Source organism: Huijunlia imazamoxiresistens (genome assembly GCF_037132455.1).
Lineage (GTDB): Bacteria > Bacteroidota > Bacteroidia > Chitinophagales > Chitinophagaceae > Flavisolibacter > Flavisolibacter imazamoxiresistens.
Genome location: NZ_JBBBEI010000011.1, coordinates 15,130 through 33,081, shown reverse-complemented (window position 1 = coordinate 33,081; position 17,952 = coordinate 15,130). Strand labels below are relative to the sequence as shown.

General features: G+C 58.0%; 12 protein-coding genes and 1 tRNA gene. 4 read left to right on the top strand and 9 right to left on the bottom strand.

Annotation, left to right across the window (positions count from 1 at the left end; genetic code table 11):
• Positions 1-88: 88 nt before the first annotated feature.
• Positions 89-1,708 carry an arylsulfatase gene (locus tag V9K67_RS14450; protein ID WP_336723598.1) on the top strand — a complete coding sequence of 540 codons (1,620 nt, stop codon included), beginning with the start codon at positions 89-91 and terminating at the stop codon, positions 1,706-1,708.
• A 59-nt stretch (positions 1,709-1,767) separates the two neighbouring features.
• Complete coding sequence (locus V9K67_RS14445; protein WP_336723597.1) at positions 1,768-2,424, top strand: 3-keto-alpha-glucoside-1,2-lyase-like domain-containing protein; 657 nt, start codon at positions 1,768-1,770, stop codon at positions 2,422-2,424.
• Positions 2,425-2,489: 65 nt separating this feature from the next.
• Here V9K67_RS14445 and V9K67_RS14440 read toward each other — a convergent pair whose 3' ends face one another.
• The 9 genes from V9K67_RS14440 to V9K67_RS14400 all read right to left on the bottom strand — a co-directional run bounded on the left by V9K67_RS14440 (position 2,490) and on the right by V9K67_RS14400 (position 15,415).
• Positions 2,490-2,924: a DUF2147 domain-containing protein gene (locus V9K67_RS14440; protein WP_336723596.1), complete on the bottom strand. Its 435-nt coding sequence runs from the start codon at positions 2,922-2,924 to the stop codon at positions 2,490-2,492.
• Positions 2,925-3,489: 565 nt separating this feature from the next.
• Positions 3,490-4,314: an SDR family NAD(P)-dependent oxidoreductase gene (locus V9K67_RS14435; protein WP_336723594.1), complete on the bottom strand. Its 825-nt coding sequence runs from the start codon at positions 4,312-4,314 to the stop codon at positions 3,490-3,492.
• 178 nt (positions 4,315-4,492) lie between these two features.
• Positions 4,493-5,380: a phytanoyl-CoA dioxygenase family protein gene (locus tag V9K67_RS14430; RefSeq protein WP_336723593.1), complete on the bottom strand. Its 888-nt coding sequence runs from the start codon at positions 5,378-5,380 to the stop codon at positions 4,493-4,495.
• A gap of 1,027 nt (positions 5,381-6,407) precedes the next feature.
• Positions 6,408-9,032, bottom strand: coding sequence for a TonB-dependent receptor (locus tag V9K67_RS14425; RefSeq protein WP_336723592.1), 2,625 nt, complete (start codon positions 9,030-9,032; stop codon positions 6,408-6,410).
• A gap of 114 nt (positions 9,033-9,146) precedes the next feature.
• A tRNA-Tyr gene (locus tag V9K67_RS14420) sits at positions 9,147-9,218 on the bottom strand.
• A gap of 9 nt (positions 9,219-9,227) precedes the next feature.
• Positions 9,228-10,271, bottom strand: a complete 1,044-nt coding sequence (locus V9K67_RS14415; RefSeq protein WP_336723590.1) for a glycoside hydrolase family protein — start codon at positions 10,269-10,271, stop codon at positions 9,228-9,230.
• 265 nt (positions 10,272-10,536) lie between these two features.
• Positions 10,537-11,796 (bottom strand): mandelate racemase/muconate lactonizing enzyme family protein, encoded by a 1,260-nt coding sequence (locus tag V9K67_RS14410; protein WP_336723588.1) that lies wholly within the window; start codon positions 11,794-11,796, stop codon positions 10,537-10,539.
• Positions 11,797-11,835: 39 nt separating this feature from the next.
• The gene (locus V9K67_RS14405) at positions 11,836-13,119 is read right to left on the bottom strand and encodes a PA domain-containing protein (RefSeq protein ID WP_336723587.1); all 1,284 of its coding nucleotides are present in this window, start codon (positions 13,117-13,119) and stop codon (positions 11,836-11,838) included.
• A gap of 19 nt (positions 13,120-13,138) precedes the next feature.
• Complete coding sequence (locus tag V9K67_RS14400) at positions 13,139-15,415, bottom strand: arylsulfatase (RefSeq protein WP_336723585.1); 2,277 nt, start codon at positions 15,413-15,415, stop codon at positions 13,139-13,141.
• A 642-nt stretch (positions 15,416-16,057) separates the two neighbouring features.
• Here V9K67_RS14400 and V9K67_RS14395 point away from each other — a divergent pair.
• Both V9K67_RS14395 and V9K67_RS14390 read left to right on the top strand, forming a co-directional pair.
• On the top strand, positions 16,058-17,098 hold the full coding sequence (locus V9K67_RS14395; protein ID WP_336723583.1) for a sensor histidine kinase: 1,041 nt from the start codon (positions 16,058-16,060) through the stop codon (positions 17,096-17,098).
• Positions 17,095-17,805: a LytR/AlgR family response regulator transcription factor gene (locus V9K67_RS14390; protein WP_336723581.1), complete on the top strand. Its 711-nt coding sequence runs from the start codon at positions 17,095-17,097 to the stop codon at positions 17,803-17,805. The genes V9K67_RS14395 and V9K67_RS14390 overlap by 4 nt, the downstream gene beginning before the upstream one ends.
• Positions 17,806-17,952 lie beyond the last annotated feature (147 nt).

Sequence of the window (17,952 nt, the reverse complement as noted above, 5' to 3'; positions counted from 1 at the left end):
AATCTCGCCTGAGGCGAGACGAAATCCGACATCCGACATCCGAAATATCATTTAAGGATATATCACAACAACAACAGAATCATTCAAGATGAAGAAAGTTTTATTGTTTTCCCTTTTGGCCTTGTCCCTTGTTTCTACTCGGGCACAAAAGGCGAAGCGGCCCAACATCATCGTGATCGTGGCCGATGACATGGGCTATTCCGACCTCGGGGCCTTCGGCTCTGAGATTAAGACGCCTAACCTCGACCGCCTTGCCACCGGCGGCCTGCGGCTGCGCGAATTTTACAACAACGCCATCTGCGCTCCCACGCGGGCCTCGCTGCTGACCGGCCAGTACCCGCACAAGGCCGGCATCGGCTATTTCGACGTGAACCTGGGCCTGCCGGCTTACCAGGGCTTTTTGAACAACGAGTCGCTGACGCTGGCCGAAGTGCTGAAGGGCGCCGGCTACAGCACGCTGCTCTCGGGCAAGTGGCACGTGGGCAACGACAGCCTGAGCTGGCCCAACCAGCGCGGCTTCGACCGCTCCTACGGCGTCATCGGCGGCGGCGCCAACTACTTCGATGCCGACCCGATGCCCATCGGCAACGGCGCTTACCCCGTGGTGCTGCAGGAAAACAACAAACGCCTGCACCCCGAGCCGGGCAGCTATTATTTTACCGACGAGATCACGAAGCATGCCGTTTCCTACCTCGACGAGCAAAACAGCACCGGCAAGCCCTTTTTCCTGTACGTAGCCTACAATGCCCCCCACTGGCCGCTGCAGGCCCTGCCCGAGGACATTGCCAAATACAAGGGTAAATACGACATCGGCTGGGACAGCCTGCGCAGCCAGCGCCTGGCCCGCCAGCGCGAGCTGGGCATCCTCCGTCCGGGCAGCGCCATTGCCCCTAAGGACGAGACCATCCCCGCCTGGAACGTGATGACCTACGACGAAAAGGATTTTTGGAAAAAGCGCATGGAAATATACGCCGCCATGGTGGACCGCATGGACCAGGGCATCGGCAAAATTCTGGAAAAGGTGAAGGAGCTGCAAAAGGACGAAAATACCCTGGTGGTGTTCTTTTCCGACAACGGCGGCCAGGGCGGATCCTACGATCCCTACCACAAGCAGGCCAGCCGCACCACCGGCCCGATAGGCACTGCCGGCTCCTTCGACTATGTGTACAAGAACTGGGCATACGTATCGAACACGCCCCTCCGTTCGTATAAAGGCGATATGCACGAAGGCGGCATCAGCGCCCCCTTCATTGCCTGGTATCCTTCCCTGATCAAGGGGGGCTCCATCGGGCAGGGCAGCGCCCACCTGATCGACCTGGCACCCACCCTGTACGAGCTGGCAGGTGCCCGTTACCCGGCCAAGAACAAAGGGGTGAACGTGAATCCCCTGCCCGGCCAGAGCCTGGTGCCTCTTTTTCGCGATGCGGCCTTCGAACGCGAGCAGCCCATCTTCTGGGAGCGGGCCGGCAACCGTGCCGTGCGTAAAGGCAAATGGAAGATCGTTTCCTCTTATCCCAACTACAAGTGGGAGCTGTACGATATCGAAGCCGACCGGGGCGAAACCACCGACCTGGCGGCCCGGAATCCCGGCGTGGTCAACGAGCTGTCCACGGCTTATGCCCAGTGGGCCGACCGGACCGGCGTTGTGGAATACAGCAAGCTGGCGCCCCGGGCGGCAACGGCCCTGCCGGTGCGGATCCGCGATTAATTCACCTATTTACTTCACAGCCTTCCCCGCTACCCGGGGAAGGCTTTTTTCTATTGGATATGAAACAAACAGCAATGCTCTTTTTCCTGCTGGCGGGTGCCTCCTTTGCCTGGGGCCAGCAGTCGGTGCACCTGGGCGAGGCCGCCAAAAAAGGCCGCCTTCAAGCGGTAAACCGAAGCCTGCAGCCGTCCACCAATGAAGGGCCCGAAGCCGTAACCCTGAGCGAAGCTTCGGGGGAAGGGCTGGCCTGGATCAAAGGGGCATCCTTTACTACCGGTACCCTGGAAATCGACCTGAAGGGAAAGGACGAATACCAGAAAAGTTTTTTGGGGATCGCCTTTCACGGCAGCAACGACAGTACCTACGAGGCCGTGTATTTCCGGCCCTTCAACTTCCGCACGCCCGATTCGGTACGGCATATTCATGCGGTGCAGTACATCAGCCATCCGCAGTTTCCCTGGAAGCGCCTGCGCGAGGAATTCAACGGGCAGTACGAAAAAGCCGTGCGGCCGGAACCCGACCCGGATCAATGGTTCCATGCCCGCATAGAAGTCAAGGAAAAAACGGTAGCCGTTTTTGTAAATAATGCGCTCTCACCTTCCCTGGAAGTGCCGCTGCTGCATCCCTCTTCCGGAAAGCGCATCGGCCTGTGGGTGGGCGATGGCGCTGGCGGCAGTTTCCGTAACCTGCAGGTTCGCAAGGAATCAAGGAAATAAAAAAAGAAAAAGGGTCCATTTGATGATGGGCCCTTTTTCTTTTTATGACTGGTGCATCAATTAACTTAATTGCTTTTTGTCCACACCGCTGTTCTGCCGAAAGCGGAGATGCCGATATACCCGCGAAGGCGTAAATTATTCCCTTCTATTTTCATGGTGGAACTGTAGGTTTTGCCGCTTTCGGGATCGTAGATCTTGCCATCTTCCCAGGCACCGTCGTCGTAGGAAAAATTCGTCAGGATCACCAAGTTCTGGAGCGGCCGGCTGCGTAAGGCCGCGGAGCCGTTCTTTTTATCGGTCTTGGGTGTTTTGCCGTCGGCCTCGTAGGGCGTTTTCAGCCACACCAGCTTTCCGAAGTATTTGTCGCCGGTTTTGTAGATAAGGATCTTGGCGTCTTTTTCCTCACTCAGCCAGGTGCCCAGCACGGCATCCGCGTTTTGAGCAAAGAGGGGCGCCATAAAGGCAATGGACACCAGCAGCAGTGCGATCAGCTTTTTCATGTTCCTGTTTTTTACTCAAAATAATGCGTTTGCCCCGGAGCAGACCAGGGGAAAAACACGGTAAATGGAGGCGGTACGCGGAAACCCGTATCGAAGGAGAAAAGGAACGGTGCTAACTGCCGGCAGCCCTGCGTAAAACCTCTCCCCGGCCCCCGCAAGCGGGGGCCACCCCTCCCCATGTAGGGAGGGGGGAAGTCAGCGTAGCTTCGCAGGGGGAATAGTTGGTTTTAAGGCCCGAAGGGCTGAAATATCTTAGCACAGGGCGCAGCCTTGTGTCAGGGAGTGTTTTCCGGGAAGTCCTGAAAGGGCGAAATTCCTTCAAAGAACTGGCGTATATCTTAGGCCGGTCAGCCTATTACGCCCCTTCAGGGCTTAGAAACCTTTTCGTTGGTGCCACAGGGCTGCGCCCTGTGCTAAGATATTTCAGCCCTTCGGGCCTTATGATCCATTGGATAGCCCAATTTTGTTTCTGATTTATAGGCACTTCTCCCGCGAAGCTACGAAACCCCTCCCTATGTGGGGAGGGGTCGCCACGCCCCCGGCGTGGCGGGGGAGAGGTTTCGCCCTACGTTGGAATAGGCCGACCCGCTTCCTGTACCACGGCAGCAGGCTTTTTCTTTTCATATATGGATGCGGCAATGCGCCGGACAAAGGAAACCGGGAAAAATTTCGGCAGAAAGGAATTCAGCTTGTTGGAAAAACCCGGAACAATCTCCTCCTTGCCCGCAAACAGGCCCTTTACGGCGATCTTCGCCACTTCGTCGGCCGTCATGTTGAAGCGGTCGGCGATGCGCTGCGTATGCGCTCCCATACGGGCCCTTTTGACGAAATCCGTATCGGTGGCGCCCGGGCTCAGGATGCAGAGGGAAACCGGCGTGTGCCGCAACTCGTGCTGCAGGCTGCGGTTGAACGAGAGGATAAACGCCTTGCTGGCGGCATATACGTTCAGGTAGGGCACGGGCTGGTAGGCCGTGGTGCTGCACACATTGAGCAGGTACGACTGGTGAAACCGCTTCAGCACGGGCAAAAAAACATGCGTCAGGGCCAGCTGCGCCTTGATGTTGACGTCGATAATGCCGAACTGCTCCTGCAGCGACAACTCCTCGAAGGCGCCGTTCAGGCCATAGCCGGCGTTGTTGACCACCACGGTCAGCCGGTTGTGGAAAAGTTCCGTCCAGGAAAAGATTTTGGCAGCGCTGTCCGGCTCGCTCAGGTCCTGGGTCAGGGTATGAACGTGTATGGCATTCCGGTTCTGGAGTTCCCGGGCGGTTTGTTGCAGTTCCCGCTCGGCAAAATCCACCAGCAGCAGGTGGTAGTGGCGTTTGGCCAGTTCGAAGGCAATGGATCGGCCGATACCCTTGGCGGCGCCGGTGACTAATGCATAGCTCATGGAAATAGATTAGTAGTTGAAAAAAGTGTGGCCGGTTGCGAATAACCGTTCCCCGGCCACGATATGGCTAAATGATGACCCCATTTTAGGGTTTTGGATTTCGGATCCCCTTGAAAGGAGTAAGAGTCCTTCTGCTTTGAAGGGTTCCGAAATCCGAAATCCGACATCCGAAATTGTCTTACTGCACGCTGACTCCCCTTTGAGCCACCGCTGTCTTGCCCTCGGCCAGCGTCCAGCTGATATGGCCGTTGGGATTGCTTTTCAGGCGGGCCAGCTTGTGGTAGAAGGGTGTGGCGCTTTCGGCGGTTTTGGGCTGGTAGGCGCCGGTAATGACCGGGATATACATCACCCGGCGGCGGCTCTTTTCCCCTTCAAAGGGCGACTGCTGCACGCGGTGCCACAGCCGGCCGTCATGAATGGTGAGGTCGCCCGCCTCGATATCAAAGGCCCATTCGTTCTTATCGGCCTTGTTGTCCACGAAATATTTTTTGCGGAACAGCAGTTGAAACAGGTTTTGCGTATGGGTGCCGGGCAGGATGCGCAGGCCGCCATTTTCCCGGGGGCAGTCGTCCAGGTGCAGGCCCACGTTCAGCATGGGCAGAATGCGGCCGCCCAGGAACAGGTCGCGGGGGCTGTCGGTATGCCAGCCCAGCTGGGTCAGGGCGCTGGTTTTGGTATTGACGTATTGATTGACCACCAGGCCGTCTTTTTCGTTTTCGCCGATGCGGCCGTCAAAGGGCCACAGCAGGTGCAGGAGCGATTGCAGCCGCGGGTCCTTTAAAAATTCGCTCAGCGTCCTGCTGTATTGCGAGGTAAAGGCGATGCGCTGGATGAACAGGCTGCCGTCCACGTCCTGGCCGAACTTCAGGGGCACGCCGTTTACCTTGTCGATGTTGTTGCCGATCAAATGCTCCTGCACCTGCCGGATCTCCCGCAGAAAATCCCGAACGGTTTCCTGGGAAATAAAATTTTTGAAGTGGATAAAACCGTGCTTGCGGAAAAAGTTTAAATGTTCTGCGGAAAGTACGTTGTGCAAATAAAATCGGGGCTGTTTGAACGCATTCATGTTTCAATGGTTTTGAAATGGAGGAAATAGAGGGTCCTGCCGGATGAGCCGGAAGAACGGAGGACTCGATAAGTGGGGAAGGAAGGCGGGGGAGAATGTTAGCAACAACAGCAGGAAGGAGCGAGGCGGGCAGCAGAAGAAGCGGGGATCCGGGCCGGCAGCGCCGCCGCGGTTCCCGGTCGATTCCGGTTTTGCTTTTTTGAATTTAGTGCCATACTACTCGGTTTTTATAAGACTACTAAGTTAGGGAATTTTTATTAGTCTACTAATTTAGTAGACAAATTATTTTAGATTTTTTTGTGCATTGCAGGCATCTAACGGAAAGCTATAATGGGGAAGAATGAACTGTTGTGAAAAGAAATGGAAGCCCGGAGGGCTTCACTGTGAATAGCCCCGGGTGCCAACCCGGGGAACGGCGATCATTGGTTACGACAACCCCAACGGGGTTGACTGTGTCCTGTTCGTTTTAAAGCAGTATTCGGCTTCAAAGGATCCTTCGGCAATCCTTCCGGATCCCGTACTTCCCGTTGGTTGAGGGTCCCACAATCAACCCCGTTGGGGTTGTACCCTCTCTATACCTGCTTTCCCGGGGTTGGCACCCGGGGCTATTCACAGTGAAGCCCTCCGGGCTTCTTTTTTACCGGCCTGACAAATTTTACCAATGGGCCCTAATGTCAGGCTATGCCTTACCCAAATTTTAAAGGACAGAAACATAGAAGATTTACGCCCCGCTAGGGGCGTATGGTGGGTAGCAAAGGTTTAGTGGGTAGCCTCCGTTCCGCTAGGAACGGTTGGTAGGCTGCAATTACCAGCCGTTCCTAGCGGAACGGATGTTTTCTGTTGATGCTTTTCTACCCACCACTTGTGCCTACGGCACAAAAAACACCTTCACTGGACAACTTTTAAAATTGGGGTAAGGCATAAAATGGCAGGGGAGGGGCGGTGCCGGAAAAAAAAGATTTCCGGTAATAAAAAAAGCGCAAAGCCGGGAGGGCTTTGCGCTTTAAAAATCGGGTATCCGGCAGCGTTATTTCTGAACCGTGTACCGCAGGGTGATGCCGTAGGTGCGGGGATCGCCCAGTACGCCGGCGTATTGGCCTGCGTTGCCGGCTGCCGGCAGCAGTTGTTCAAAGTAGTCCTTGTCGAACAGGTTGCGACCCCATACAAAGAAGGTAAGTCCCTGGTTGGCGCGGAAACCGATCCTTCCGTTCACCAGCGTGTAGCCTTCGATATTCAGGTACTTTGAAGGAGAGGGGCTGGAGGAGAAGGAGTTGCGGTAGTAGCCGTCCGCCGCGATGAAGAAGACACCGTCCTGGCCCAGGGCCTTGCTTTGACGGGAGCTCAGCTCGCCGCCCAGAGAGCCGGCCCATTTGGAAATGCCCGGAAGCACACCGCCGGAAATATCCTTGAAGGCCGCGGCGCCGCCGGTTTCTTCCAGGGGCACGGGAGCGTTCTTAAAGGAAATGTATTTGCCATCGGTATATGCCACGGAGCCTTGCAGCGACAGGAAGTTGCCCACGCGCAGGGTTCCATCGGCTTCCACACCCTGTACCCTTACTTTTTCCGCATTGGCCAGGTAACCCCGGTTTACGCCTACTTCGGCGGTCTGTACGTTGGTCTGGTAGTCCTTGATGTCGTTCCTGTAGGCAGCGATGTTCAGCGTGGAGTTGGGGGTCGGCCGTGTTTTCACGCCTGCTTCGTAATGCGTCGTGTATTCGGGCTTGATACGGGCCAGTTCGGTCAGCACCTTGCCGGAGGCGGTGGGCAGGCCGCCCAGGTTCACGCCTACGGGCTTGTAGCTGGTGGAAAAGGTGGCGTAGCCATTCAGGCGGTCGGACTGCTTGTAGGCTGCGGTCAGCTGGCCGGAGAAGTTGTTCTCGTCCACCTCGGCCTGGAAGGCCTGGTTGGTGTACACGAGGGCCTTCAGCGCGAGGAGTTCGGGGTCGTTGGTCTGCAGGCCGCCGTAGGTCTTGCGGTCGTAGTCCACGTCCTTCTTATCGTAGTTGAAGCGCAGGCCGGGCAGCACGTGCAGCTTTTGGGTAACGGCCCAGTCCAGTTGACCGAATATGGCGGCACCCTGGGTTTTCAGGCGCGATTTGGTTTTGATGCCGTAGCCGTCGAACAGGCCCGGGGTTTTCCATTTGGTGCTGGTGGTGCTTTGCGAAAAACGCCATTGGGCGCTGCCCGATTCCTCGATGTGCTCGGGAGCGGTCCAGAGGTCCTGGCTGATGCCGTAGACACCGATTACGCCGCTCAGGCGGGACGAAAAGTCGCCGGCATAGCGGATTTCCTGGCTCCACTGGCGGTGCTTGGAGGTTGCCTGCGACAGGGTCAGCACGGGCAGGCCGGTGAAGTCGCGGTCATTGGAGGGACCCCAGTACCAGTAACGGTAAGCCGAAGTGGCGGTAAGGGTGCCGCGGCCGATCTTGGCGTCGATGTTCAGCGAAGCGCCGCTCAGGTCGTTTTCCGACTTCCAGGGCGTATTGTGGTCGATCAGGCGGTCAAAAGGATTGGTGCTGGGCAGCTTGTAGTTCAGGTCGGAAATGATCTGGTTGAACTGGCGGTAGGCGGCACGTTGGGTGGTGACCACGCCGGCCACTACCTGGGCATAACCGGTAGGACGCTGGCGGGTGGCATCGCCGGCCAGGGTGATGTTGATCCTGTCGGTGGGGGTGAACAGCAACTGTCCGCGCACGCCCAGGTTATTGAGGTCGTTTTCTTTCTTCTGGGTGGCTACGTTGTACAGCACCCCGTCGCGCTGCGTGCCGGAGAACGACAGGCGGCCGGCGAGCTTGTTGCGTACCAGCGGACCGGTAACGGAGGTCTTTGCCTGGATGTAGCCTAGGTTGCCGTAGCTCAGCTCGAACTGGGCGCCGGGGGTAAAGGTCGGCTTGCGAGTAGTCACGTTAAAGGCGCCGGCGGTGGTGTTTTTACCAAACAGCGTTCCCTGGGGGCCGCGCAGCACTTCGATGCGCTCCACGTCGATAAAGTCGAGGGTGGTGGCTGCCGGGCGGGCAAAGTAGACGCCGTCCACGTAGAAGCCCACACCGGGGTCGATGCCGTCGTTGGTCAGGCCGAAGGTCGATCCGAGGCCGCGGATGTTCAGGGTGGTGTTGCGGGGGTTCGACGAGTAGAGCTGCACGGTGGGCACCAGCTCTTTCAGGCGGTTCACGTTAAAGGCACCGGCATCGGCTACCTGGGCGCCGCCCACTACCGAAATGGGAATGGGTACATTCTGTGCGGTTTCGGCCCGGCGACGGGAGGTGATGACCACCTCGGTCAGGTCGTTGCTGTGCTGCAGGATAACGGCCAGCGTGGAATCCGATATACCCGATACGAACAGCTCGCGGGGCTGGAAGCTGACGGAGGTAATAGAAAGAGTAAAAGGAGGTTGTTTTTTGGTGTTGATGCGGAACTGGCCTTTGTCGTCGGCCAGCGCAATGGTGTTGGCGCCTTTAACCAGCACGGTGGCGCCGGCTACCGGTACACCCAGGCTGTCTTTGACCACGCCCGTTACGATGTTTTGGGCGAAAGCAGCGTTGGCGCACAGCAGGGCCGGAAGGATAGCGACAGTCAGTTTGCTCTTTTTGGAGCGTTTTGGTTGTTTGGCGGTCGGATGTCCGGGTTGGGTCCGGCGTAAAAATGCGGTCATAATTTAGGCTTTAGTGTGATCTGTTGGTATTAGTCTACTGAATTGGTAGACAAAAGTAGGGGGTTTAAGTGAAACTTCGTAATGAAAATTTTTTTTCCTGTTTTTTTGGGCATGACGCCACGGAAGGGGTCGAACCTTCGTATGCGGGTTTTACAGACCCCAGCCTTGCCATTCGGTCACGTGGCTGTTTCCGTTTTACTTCAGTTTTACCTCGCCGATGGCGATGCCCGCCTCGCCTGCCACGGAATACAGCAGGTACAGTCTGCCGCTTTCTTCGTACAAGTAGGGGTCGCGCAGCTGGCGCACGTTGCCGTAGTACAAACCGGGTTGGGAGGCGGCTACCGGCAGGTTGCCGCCTTCATATTCCTTTTCCGGGCGCACTACGTCCACGGGGGCGGTGGCGGTCCAGGTGGTCCAGTCGCCGTTCAGAGGGATTTTGGAGACCACGATGCGTTCGGGGGCGTCGCCGATGCGGCTGTAAAACACGTAGAGGGTGTCGCCGGAAAGGTGCACGGCGGCATGCCGCAGGTAATTATTCTTGTTCTGGATGTTGGAAAAGGGGTTGTGTCCTTCTTCAAAAGCGGTTATGCCATCGGGTGAGCGTGCCAGCAGGCCGGCCCGGGACAGGGAGTAGTACTGGCCTTTGTAGGGAAATACGCGGAAGTAGGAGTAGCCCAGCACGGTGGTGTCGGCGGTGAAGTGCAGGCCGTCTTTGGAAGTGGCCCGGAAGGAATACTGGCCTTTGTAGCTTCCTTTTTCCAGCGGGCAGTGGAAGTACAGCACCAGCTGTTTGTTGGCCTTGTCGACGAGCACGTCGGGGGAGGCCACGTGCGTCACCCCGTCGTCGCCCGTTTCGGCGCCCTCGTGTTTGACGCTGTTGCCCGAGCGGGGGAGTCCGTCGGCGCAGGGGGCGCAATCCTTCAGTTGCAGGGTGCCGGGCTGGTAGATCTTCCAGGGGCCTTTAAGGTCGTCGGCATAAGCCAGGCGAATGTATTTGCCTTTGTGGTGGGCGAAGTACAAATAATATTTACCCAGGCGGTTGGGCACCCAGTCGGGCACCTTCAGCAGGGACGGTCCGTTGATGTTCTCGCCTTCGGTGCCACCCACCAGGGCGGGGCTGATAATGGGATTGTTACTGAATCGTTGAAAGGAAACCTTTTCCTGCGCCCGGGCCGCTGCGCCGGACAGGAAAAGAAAAAGAAAGGGAGCTATCGTTTTTCGAATGATGTGAAGGCGCATAATGTTTTGAATTTGGGAATAAGGGTGTAAAGCTTATGTGCTCCGTAGAGCCTGTCCTGCTCAGCGGGAAGCATCCTGTTTATAGAACTAGCTGCAGAAACAACCGGGCTCCGTAGGAGCCCCCTGTGAAGGGGAGCAATGTCCTAATCGTTAAAAAAGCCGCCTTGTTGCACAGGGCGCTCCTTCGGAGCGATGTTCCTTTATCGGGGTGATTCTATAAACAGGGGGCTCCTACGGAGCCGTTTGTGATATCCATTCTGTATCTCTATAGCACATGCTTTTTTAAAACCTGGCGGTTCAATTCAATGCCGAGACCGGGGAGGTCGGAGACGGGGATCTCGCCGTTGACGAATTGTTCGAAGGGCAGCACCAGCTCGGGGCTCCAGGGCACTTCCCCGAAGGCATACTCCAGGATGGAAAAATTGGAAAGGCCGGCGCAGACGGCCGCACTGGCCGCCGTGGCCACGGGGCCGCTGGGATTGTGGGGCGCCACCTGCAGCCCGGCGGTCCCCGCCAGGGCGGCGATGTAGGTCAGCTCCAGGATGCCGCCGCAATGCTTCACGTCGGGCATCACGATGTCCAGGGCGCCGGCCTGCACCAGGGGCGCAAACCCTTCGCGTCCGAAAATGGATTCGCCGCCGGCCAGGGGCTGGCCGCCCACCTCTTTAATGGCCCGGGTCACCGCCACGAACTTTTCGGGATTGACCGGCTCTTCCAGCCAGAACAGGCGGTAGGGAGCCACCCTCCGGGCGGTTTCCATACCCAGGGGCTGGTCGAGGTGGCTGTGCACGTCCACCAGCAGCTCCACGCCCTCGCCGATAGTTTGGCGCACGCCTTCAATGCAGCTCAGGGCATGGTCGATATCGGCCTGCACCCGGCTTTCCTCCGACTGGTCCAGCGCCTTCATCTCGTCGAAGGGCGCCATCTTGATGGCCCGGAAGCCGCGCTGCACGGCCTTTTCGGCGTTTTCCCGAAAGGCCGCTACGGGGCGGCGGCCGTTGGCGTCTTTGACGTTGGTGGCGCGGTTGATGTTGGCGTATGTGCGGATCGAGTCCCGCACCTTACCGCCCAAAAGCTGGTACACGGGTACGCCCAGGGCCTTGCCCTTCAGGTCCCACAGGGCCTGCTCGATGCCGCTGAAGGCGGTATGCGCCAGCCGGGAGGCACGGGCGCGGTGCCACCCTTTCTGCCGGTATTTTTCGATGTCGAAGGGCGACTGGTCCCGCACCAGTTCGAAAAAGGCCGCCAGCTCGCTGCGGATGGCGGCCTGCCCTTCTGCCGAAGTGCCGGCCGATCCCTGGGAAGCTTCCCCCAGGCCGGTAAGGCCTTTATTGGTTTTCAGCTCAATGAGCACCCAGTTGCCGCGCTGGTTCACCTGCACCACGTGCACGTCGATGCCGGTGATCTTCAGCGCAGGGGCGCCCTTCCCCGGGGAAAAAAGCTCCTCCCTGTTTTTCGCGGCCACTACCGTGGCGGGCAGCACCGCCGCCGCCACCGGCGACAGGGCGGCCAGCGATGTTTTCATAAAATTTCTCCTGGAAGTCATACCGAAAAGATTACAGCATTAGTGTTGCGCTACCTGCCGCGGGGCCAGCTCGTTTTCCAAAAAGGTTTTAAAGGCCAGCGACACTTCCTGCAGCAGGGCAGGGGAGGTGGTGGCAGGGGTGTCTCCTTTCGTATGGAAGTAGGGATGGGAGTAGGCGGCGCCGGCTACGTTGGGATAACCCTTGTCGATCACGTACACCAGTTCCCCGCCGGCGCGTTGCTTTGTGTCGAACTTCAGGCCGGGCACCGGGGCAAAGGCCGCAGTAAAGGATTTTTGTACCGAGCTGCTGTAATAAAAGTTGCGCTGGTCGTCCACCTTGTTGTCGGCTGCCAGCCCGGAGGGCGTGGCGTGGTACGATAGGGTGGCGATGGCAGCACCGAGGTGGATCCACAGTTTCGTCTTTTCCACCGGCGGCGCCCCGTGGTCCAGGAACGCATGGGCGCCGAGGCCGCCCAGCTCATGGCCGGAATTGCCGGTAAAGACGAAGGTGTAGGGCAGTTTGGAGGCGGCGGCCCATTGCGCCAGCGCCAACCAGGCGGCCAGTCCCGGTCCCCGTTCCCCGCCGCAGCCAAACCAGCCGCTGATAGGGGTGGACACCACCACGTATTCCTTTCCGTTGCCGATGGTGCCGTACACGTTGCGGGCCGTGATTTCTTTAAAAGTTCCCTTTACCGATACCCGCACCTGTTGTCCCTTGCGGGCGGCCAGGGCTTTGGCGGTGGCCGGCGCCACCACCACCACCGGCACCTTCCAGGGTTGGGGCACCTTGGGCGCATTATACGCCACGATCTCGCCGACCTTGTTTTCCGAATAGCCGATGATGGCTTTGGCGCCTTTGTCCACCAGCTCCCGGAGCTTTTGCGCCGTTTCTTTTTCGGTCTGCCCGCCCTGCCCGCTAAAGCGCAGCAGCACGACCTTGCCCTTTACGTCTTCGCCTTCGGTCGTGACGACGCCGGTTACTTCGGACGGAATGGTTTCGCTGACGTACCAAAGCGGAAAGGCGTCATAGGCATGGCTTCCTTCGGTGACAGCGGCCTTTTCCAAAAAAAACTGCTTCAGGGGGAATTCGTGGTAGCGGACGGTATAGCCGGCCTGCTTCAGTTCATCGGCCAGCCAGGCCGAGGTGGCAAAGTCGCCCGGCGTGCCGGTGCGGTGTTCGCCTTTGGCCACGTAGGTTTTTACCGTGGAAAACAGTTGGTCGCCGTTGAAGATCGCTTTGTCCGCCACGTTCTGTGCGGAAGCCCACAGGCCGCCCGATAAGAGCAGGCCGGTGAGCCGGTATTTGTTTTTGCTGGTATTCATGTTGTTTTTCGTTTGATGGTTATTGATCGATCACTACCGTGTTTACCAGGCCGGTAAAGGGGAAGGTGCCCGCATACGCCTTGGTGACGGGCGAGTTGAGGTCCCTGCCCACGCTGATGCCCTGGGAAGCAGCCGAGCCCAGGTAGCGATTCCGCTCTTTTATCCCTTTTTCGACCAGTTTCCGGTTGTCGGCAAACAGGCCGACGGTGCCGGAAGCGCCGTATTCCACCCGGAGGCTGTGCTTGCCGGGCGCCAGGTGGACGGCGGCCGACAGGGTGGTCTCTTCTTCACCGCTGTTCAGGCTGTAGTGCAGCTTGCCGTCCTTCACGTACAGGCTGGAGCCGCCGCCCAGGCCGCCGTTGGCGAAGACGACGCCCCCGGCCTTACGGTCTTTTATTTCCACTTCGGCGGTTATAGTAACCGGTCCTTTGCCGATGACCACCTTGGTGGGAATGGTGGTGCCGGCATAAATCGTGCGCTTCGGCACCAGCACGGGAGCGGGTACGCCTGCCCGGTAGTTCTTCAGCGGGTACACGTTGTATTTTTTGGCCTCGCTGTCGAACAGGGCCTTCAGTTCTTCCAGCTTTTGCGGGTTTTGGGCCGCCAGGTCGGTGGTCTCGGTCCAGTCCTCGTCGAGGTGGTACAGCTCCCATTTGTCCTTGCTGAAGTCGGCGGTAAAATGCACGTCCCGGATGCCCGACTCGCCAAAGATGTTCCGGGGGTGGTACACCTCGGCCTTCCAGCCGTCCTTGTAGATGGCACGGCCGCCGTGCAGCTCGAAGTACTGCTGGTTGTGGCGGGTAGGCGCCTTGGGGTCGGCGATGGAATAGGCAAAGGAAGTGCCGTGGATCGGCAGTTGCGGGTAGCCGTTGATCTGCTGCGGCACGGTAATGCCGGTCAGCTCGATGGTCGTGGGCAGCACGTCGGTCACGTGGTGGTACTGGCTGCGCAGGGTTCCCCTGTCTTTTATCGTACTGCCGTAAGAAACGATCAGCGGGTTGTGGGTGGCGCCTTCGGAATTCACGTCGCTTTTCCAATAACGGAAGGGCGTGTTCATGGCCTGCGACCAGCCCAGGGGATAGTTGGGCGAGGTGTATTCGGTGCCGATCTTGTCGTAGTTCTTCAGCAGGTGGGCGATGTCCTGGCCCTGCACCTGTTCGCCGTTGCCGTCGTTGCCGGTATAGGAGCCTTCCTTGCTGCCGCCGTTGTCGCCGATGATCACGAACACCAGGGTATTGTCGAACTGGCCGATCTGGCGCAGGTAGTCGAATACCCGGCCCACCTGGTAGTCGGTATACGACAAAAAGCCGGCATACACTTCCATGAAGCGGGCAAACACTTTTTTCTCGTCCGCCGACAGCGCGTTCCAGGGCTTCAGCCCGTTTTGCAGGGGCGGCAGCTGCGTGCCTTTGGGCACCAGCCCCAGGGCCTGCTGGCGCTTGAAGACGTCTTCGCGGTACTGTTCCCAGCCGCCGTCGAATTTGCCTTTGTACTTATCGCTCCATTCTTTGGCCACGTGGTGGGGGGCATGGGTGGCGCCGGGCGCCAGGTACAGGAAGAACGGTTTGTCGGGGTCCGCGGATTTCTGGTTGGCGATATAGGAGATGGCCTTGTCGGCCAGCAGCTCGTTGAGGTGTTTGGTGTTGGGCTCGATGTCTATGGGGTTGGTTTCTTCCACCAGCTGGGGGTGCCACTGGTCGGTGGCGCCACCCAGGAAGCCGTAGAAGTGTTCGAAGCCGCGGCCGGTGGGCCAGCGGTTGTAGGGGCCGGCTACGGTCAGGTCCTTGGGGGCGTTGCCGTGCCATTTGCCCAGGGCGAAGGTGTTGTAGCCGTTCTCTTTAAAGATTTCGGCAATGGTGCCCGCCTCGAAGGGGATGTCGCCGTTGTAGCCGGGGGTGCCGATGCCCAGTTCGGCATGGTGGCCCATGCCCACGCTGTGGTGGTTGCGGCCGGTGAGCAGGGCGGCCCGGGTGGGGGAGCAGATGCCGGTCGTATGGAAGTTGTTGTAGCGCAGGCCCCCGGCTGCCAAGGCGTCGAAGGCAGGGGTTTGTACCAGCCCGCCGAAGGCCGAGGAGGCGCCGAAGCCCACGTCGTCGAGCAGCACCCATACCACGTTGGGGGCGCCGGCCGGGGCTTTTACCCGCTCGGGCCAGGCCTGTTCGGTCTCTTCCAGGGTTTTGCCGATCTTTCCCGTAAAGGGTCTTAGCGGACTGTACTGCCCATAAGCCGGGGCCACGGCCAGCGCGGACAGGCAAAGCGCCGGAACAAGGATTCTAAAAGGTTTCCACCAGTTCATGGTTGCTAGCTATTTTGAAGATGATGATTCAGGTAAAAAAAAGAGGAGGGGGGATTGGAATGGGTTAATTAGTTAATTGGGAATCAGGAGGGAAGACCCTGAGTGCAAGGCCTAATTAACCAATTAACGAATTCCTTAAAAGGCAACAGCCGCTAACTGCTGCACCTGCTTGTCAACCGCCGACGTACAGGGAGCAGTTAGGGATGGCTGTTACACAGGACCAAAACAGAGCCTTTTGCAGTTGCTTTTCACCTAGGGACAGGCGAACGCACCACAATAGTTTTGTGTACCGGCAAACAATCGGCAGGAACGTTAACAGTAAAAATTGATGGAGGATCGAAAAGAAAATTCCACCGCCTGGTCTACAGGAATAAAATGCGTATTCGCGTGCATGGTTACAACTTTATTAGGGATTCGATCGGGAGCATTGCCGGCGGTTAACAGCACTTCCCGGGAGCCGTAGATGTTATTAGTCTACTAATTATGTGGACAAATATAGCGGCATATTTGTCAATAAAAAAAATATAAAGGCAAAAAAATGGAGGAGCAGGGCAGGAGGCTGCCGGCCGCTACCTATACACAAAAGTGGCGTTGGTCGCAAACCGGCATTGGGGTTGTGGCTTCCCGGGTACATTTGCCGTTATGAAATGGACCGGATATACCCGCAAAGGGGCCCTGGTGGCGGTGCATGCCTGCTTCTGGGTAGTGGTGTTTGCGCTGCCGTTCTTCCTGCGGCCCACCTTCCAGGTTTCCCACCAGCTGATCGAGCAGAACTCCCGGGGACTGGGCGCTTTATTCGTCATCAACCGCCTCTTGTGGGTCGGCTTGTTTTACCTCACGGCGAACCGGGTGGTGCCGGCCTTTGTGTACCGGAAAAACTGGTGGGCCCTGGCGCTCTTCCTGCTGGCACTGTTCGCCCTGCTGTTTACGGTCGACTGGGGGCTGTTTACCCTGTTTACCGAGGGGATGCCCTTCCAGGTGCGGAACTTTTTTTCCTTCAACTTTGTATCTATCCTGTTTATCCTTGTGGCCAGCACGGCCTACCGCATGATCCGCGACCGCCTGGAGGCCGAACGACGGGAGCAGGAGCGGGAAACCGAGACCCTCAAAACCGAGCTGTCGCTGCTGCGTTCGCAGGTAAGCCCGCACTTCCTCTTCAACATCCTCAACAACATGGTGGCGCTGGCCCGCAAAAAGTCGGACCGCCTCGAGCCTTCGCTCATCCAGCTGTCGGCCCTGCTGCGCTACATGCTGTACGAGGCGGGCGAAAGGGTGCCGCTGGAAAAAGAGATCGAATACCTCCAAAGCTATATCGACCTGCAGCAGCTGCGCTTTGGCCAGAACGTAACGGTACGCACCTCCATGGACCAGATCGACCGCTCGTACGAAATAGAGCCTATGCTGCTGATTCCCTTCGTGGAGAACGCCTTCAAGCACGGCACCGGCCTCATCGAGGATGCCGAGATCAAAATAGAGCTGCGAGCGGAAAACAACGTGCTGACGTTTTCGGTGCGTAACAAGTTCCTGGCCGGCGCCACGGAAATAAAGGACAGCGCTTCCGGTATCGGCCTGGTCAACGTGCAAAGAAGGCTAGCTTTGCTCTACGGACAAAACCACAGCCTGCTGCTGACGCGGCAGGGCATGTGGTTCATCGTTTCACTTCAAATCGTATTGGTGCCATGATCCGCTGTATTGCCATTGACGACGAGCCTTTAGCGCTTGAGCTGCTGGAGGACAACATCCGCCAGGTTCCTTTTTTGCAACTGCTGGGAGGGTTTTCCAATCCCCTCGAGGCCATGAGATTTTTGCAGGAGCAACCGGTGGACCTCGTATTCCTCGACATCCAGATGCCCGGCCTGACGGGCCTGCAGTTCATCCGCAGCCTGCCGCACAAACCGATGTTCATCCTGGTGACGGCTTATGGCAAGTATGCCCTCGAAGGCTTCGAGCTGAGCGTGGTGGATTACCTGGTCAAGCCGGTGGACCTGGCCCGTTTCATCCAGGCCTGCAACAAGGCCAAAGAGCTGTTTGACCTGAAAGACCGGAGTAAGGCCGCCGGCGAGGGCGCTGTCCCCGATTATATTTTCGTCAATGTCGAATACAGCCTGCTGAAGTTGGTGCTTTCGGATATTCTTTGGATCGAGGGGTTGAAGGATTACATCAAGATCCACCTCAAAAGCGCTACGCGGCCGGTGCTCACCCGCATGAGCATGAAGGGCATGGAGGAGCTGTTGCCGCCTTCGGCCTTTTTGCGCGTCCACAAATCCTTTATCGTTTCCAAGGCGGCCATCACCGCCATCCGAAAGAACCGGGTGTTTGTCGGCGACATGGAGCTGCCGGTAGGGGAGAACTACAAGGAAGCCCTGGAAGCTTTTGCCAACAGGAGGTAAAGACCTCACCCCGGCCCCCGCTTGCGGGGGCCGGGGTGAGGTCTTTCCTATAATCCTTTCCTTCCGCCTTTTGTCGCCACATTTTTGTTCTTCGTCTACTTCACCACCGGCCTCATTCCCTGCCGGGTTAGTTTTGCGCCTTATTCG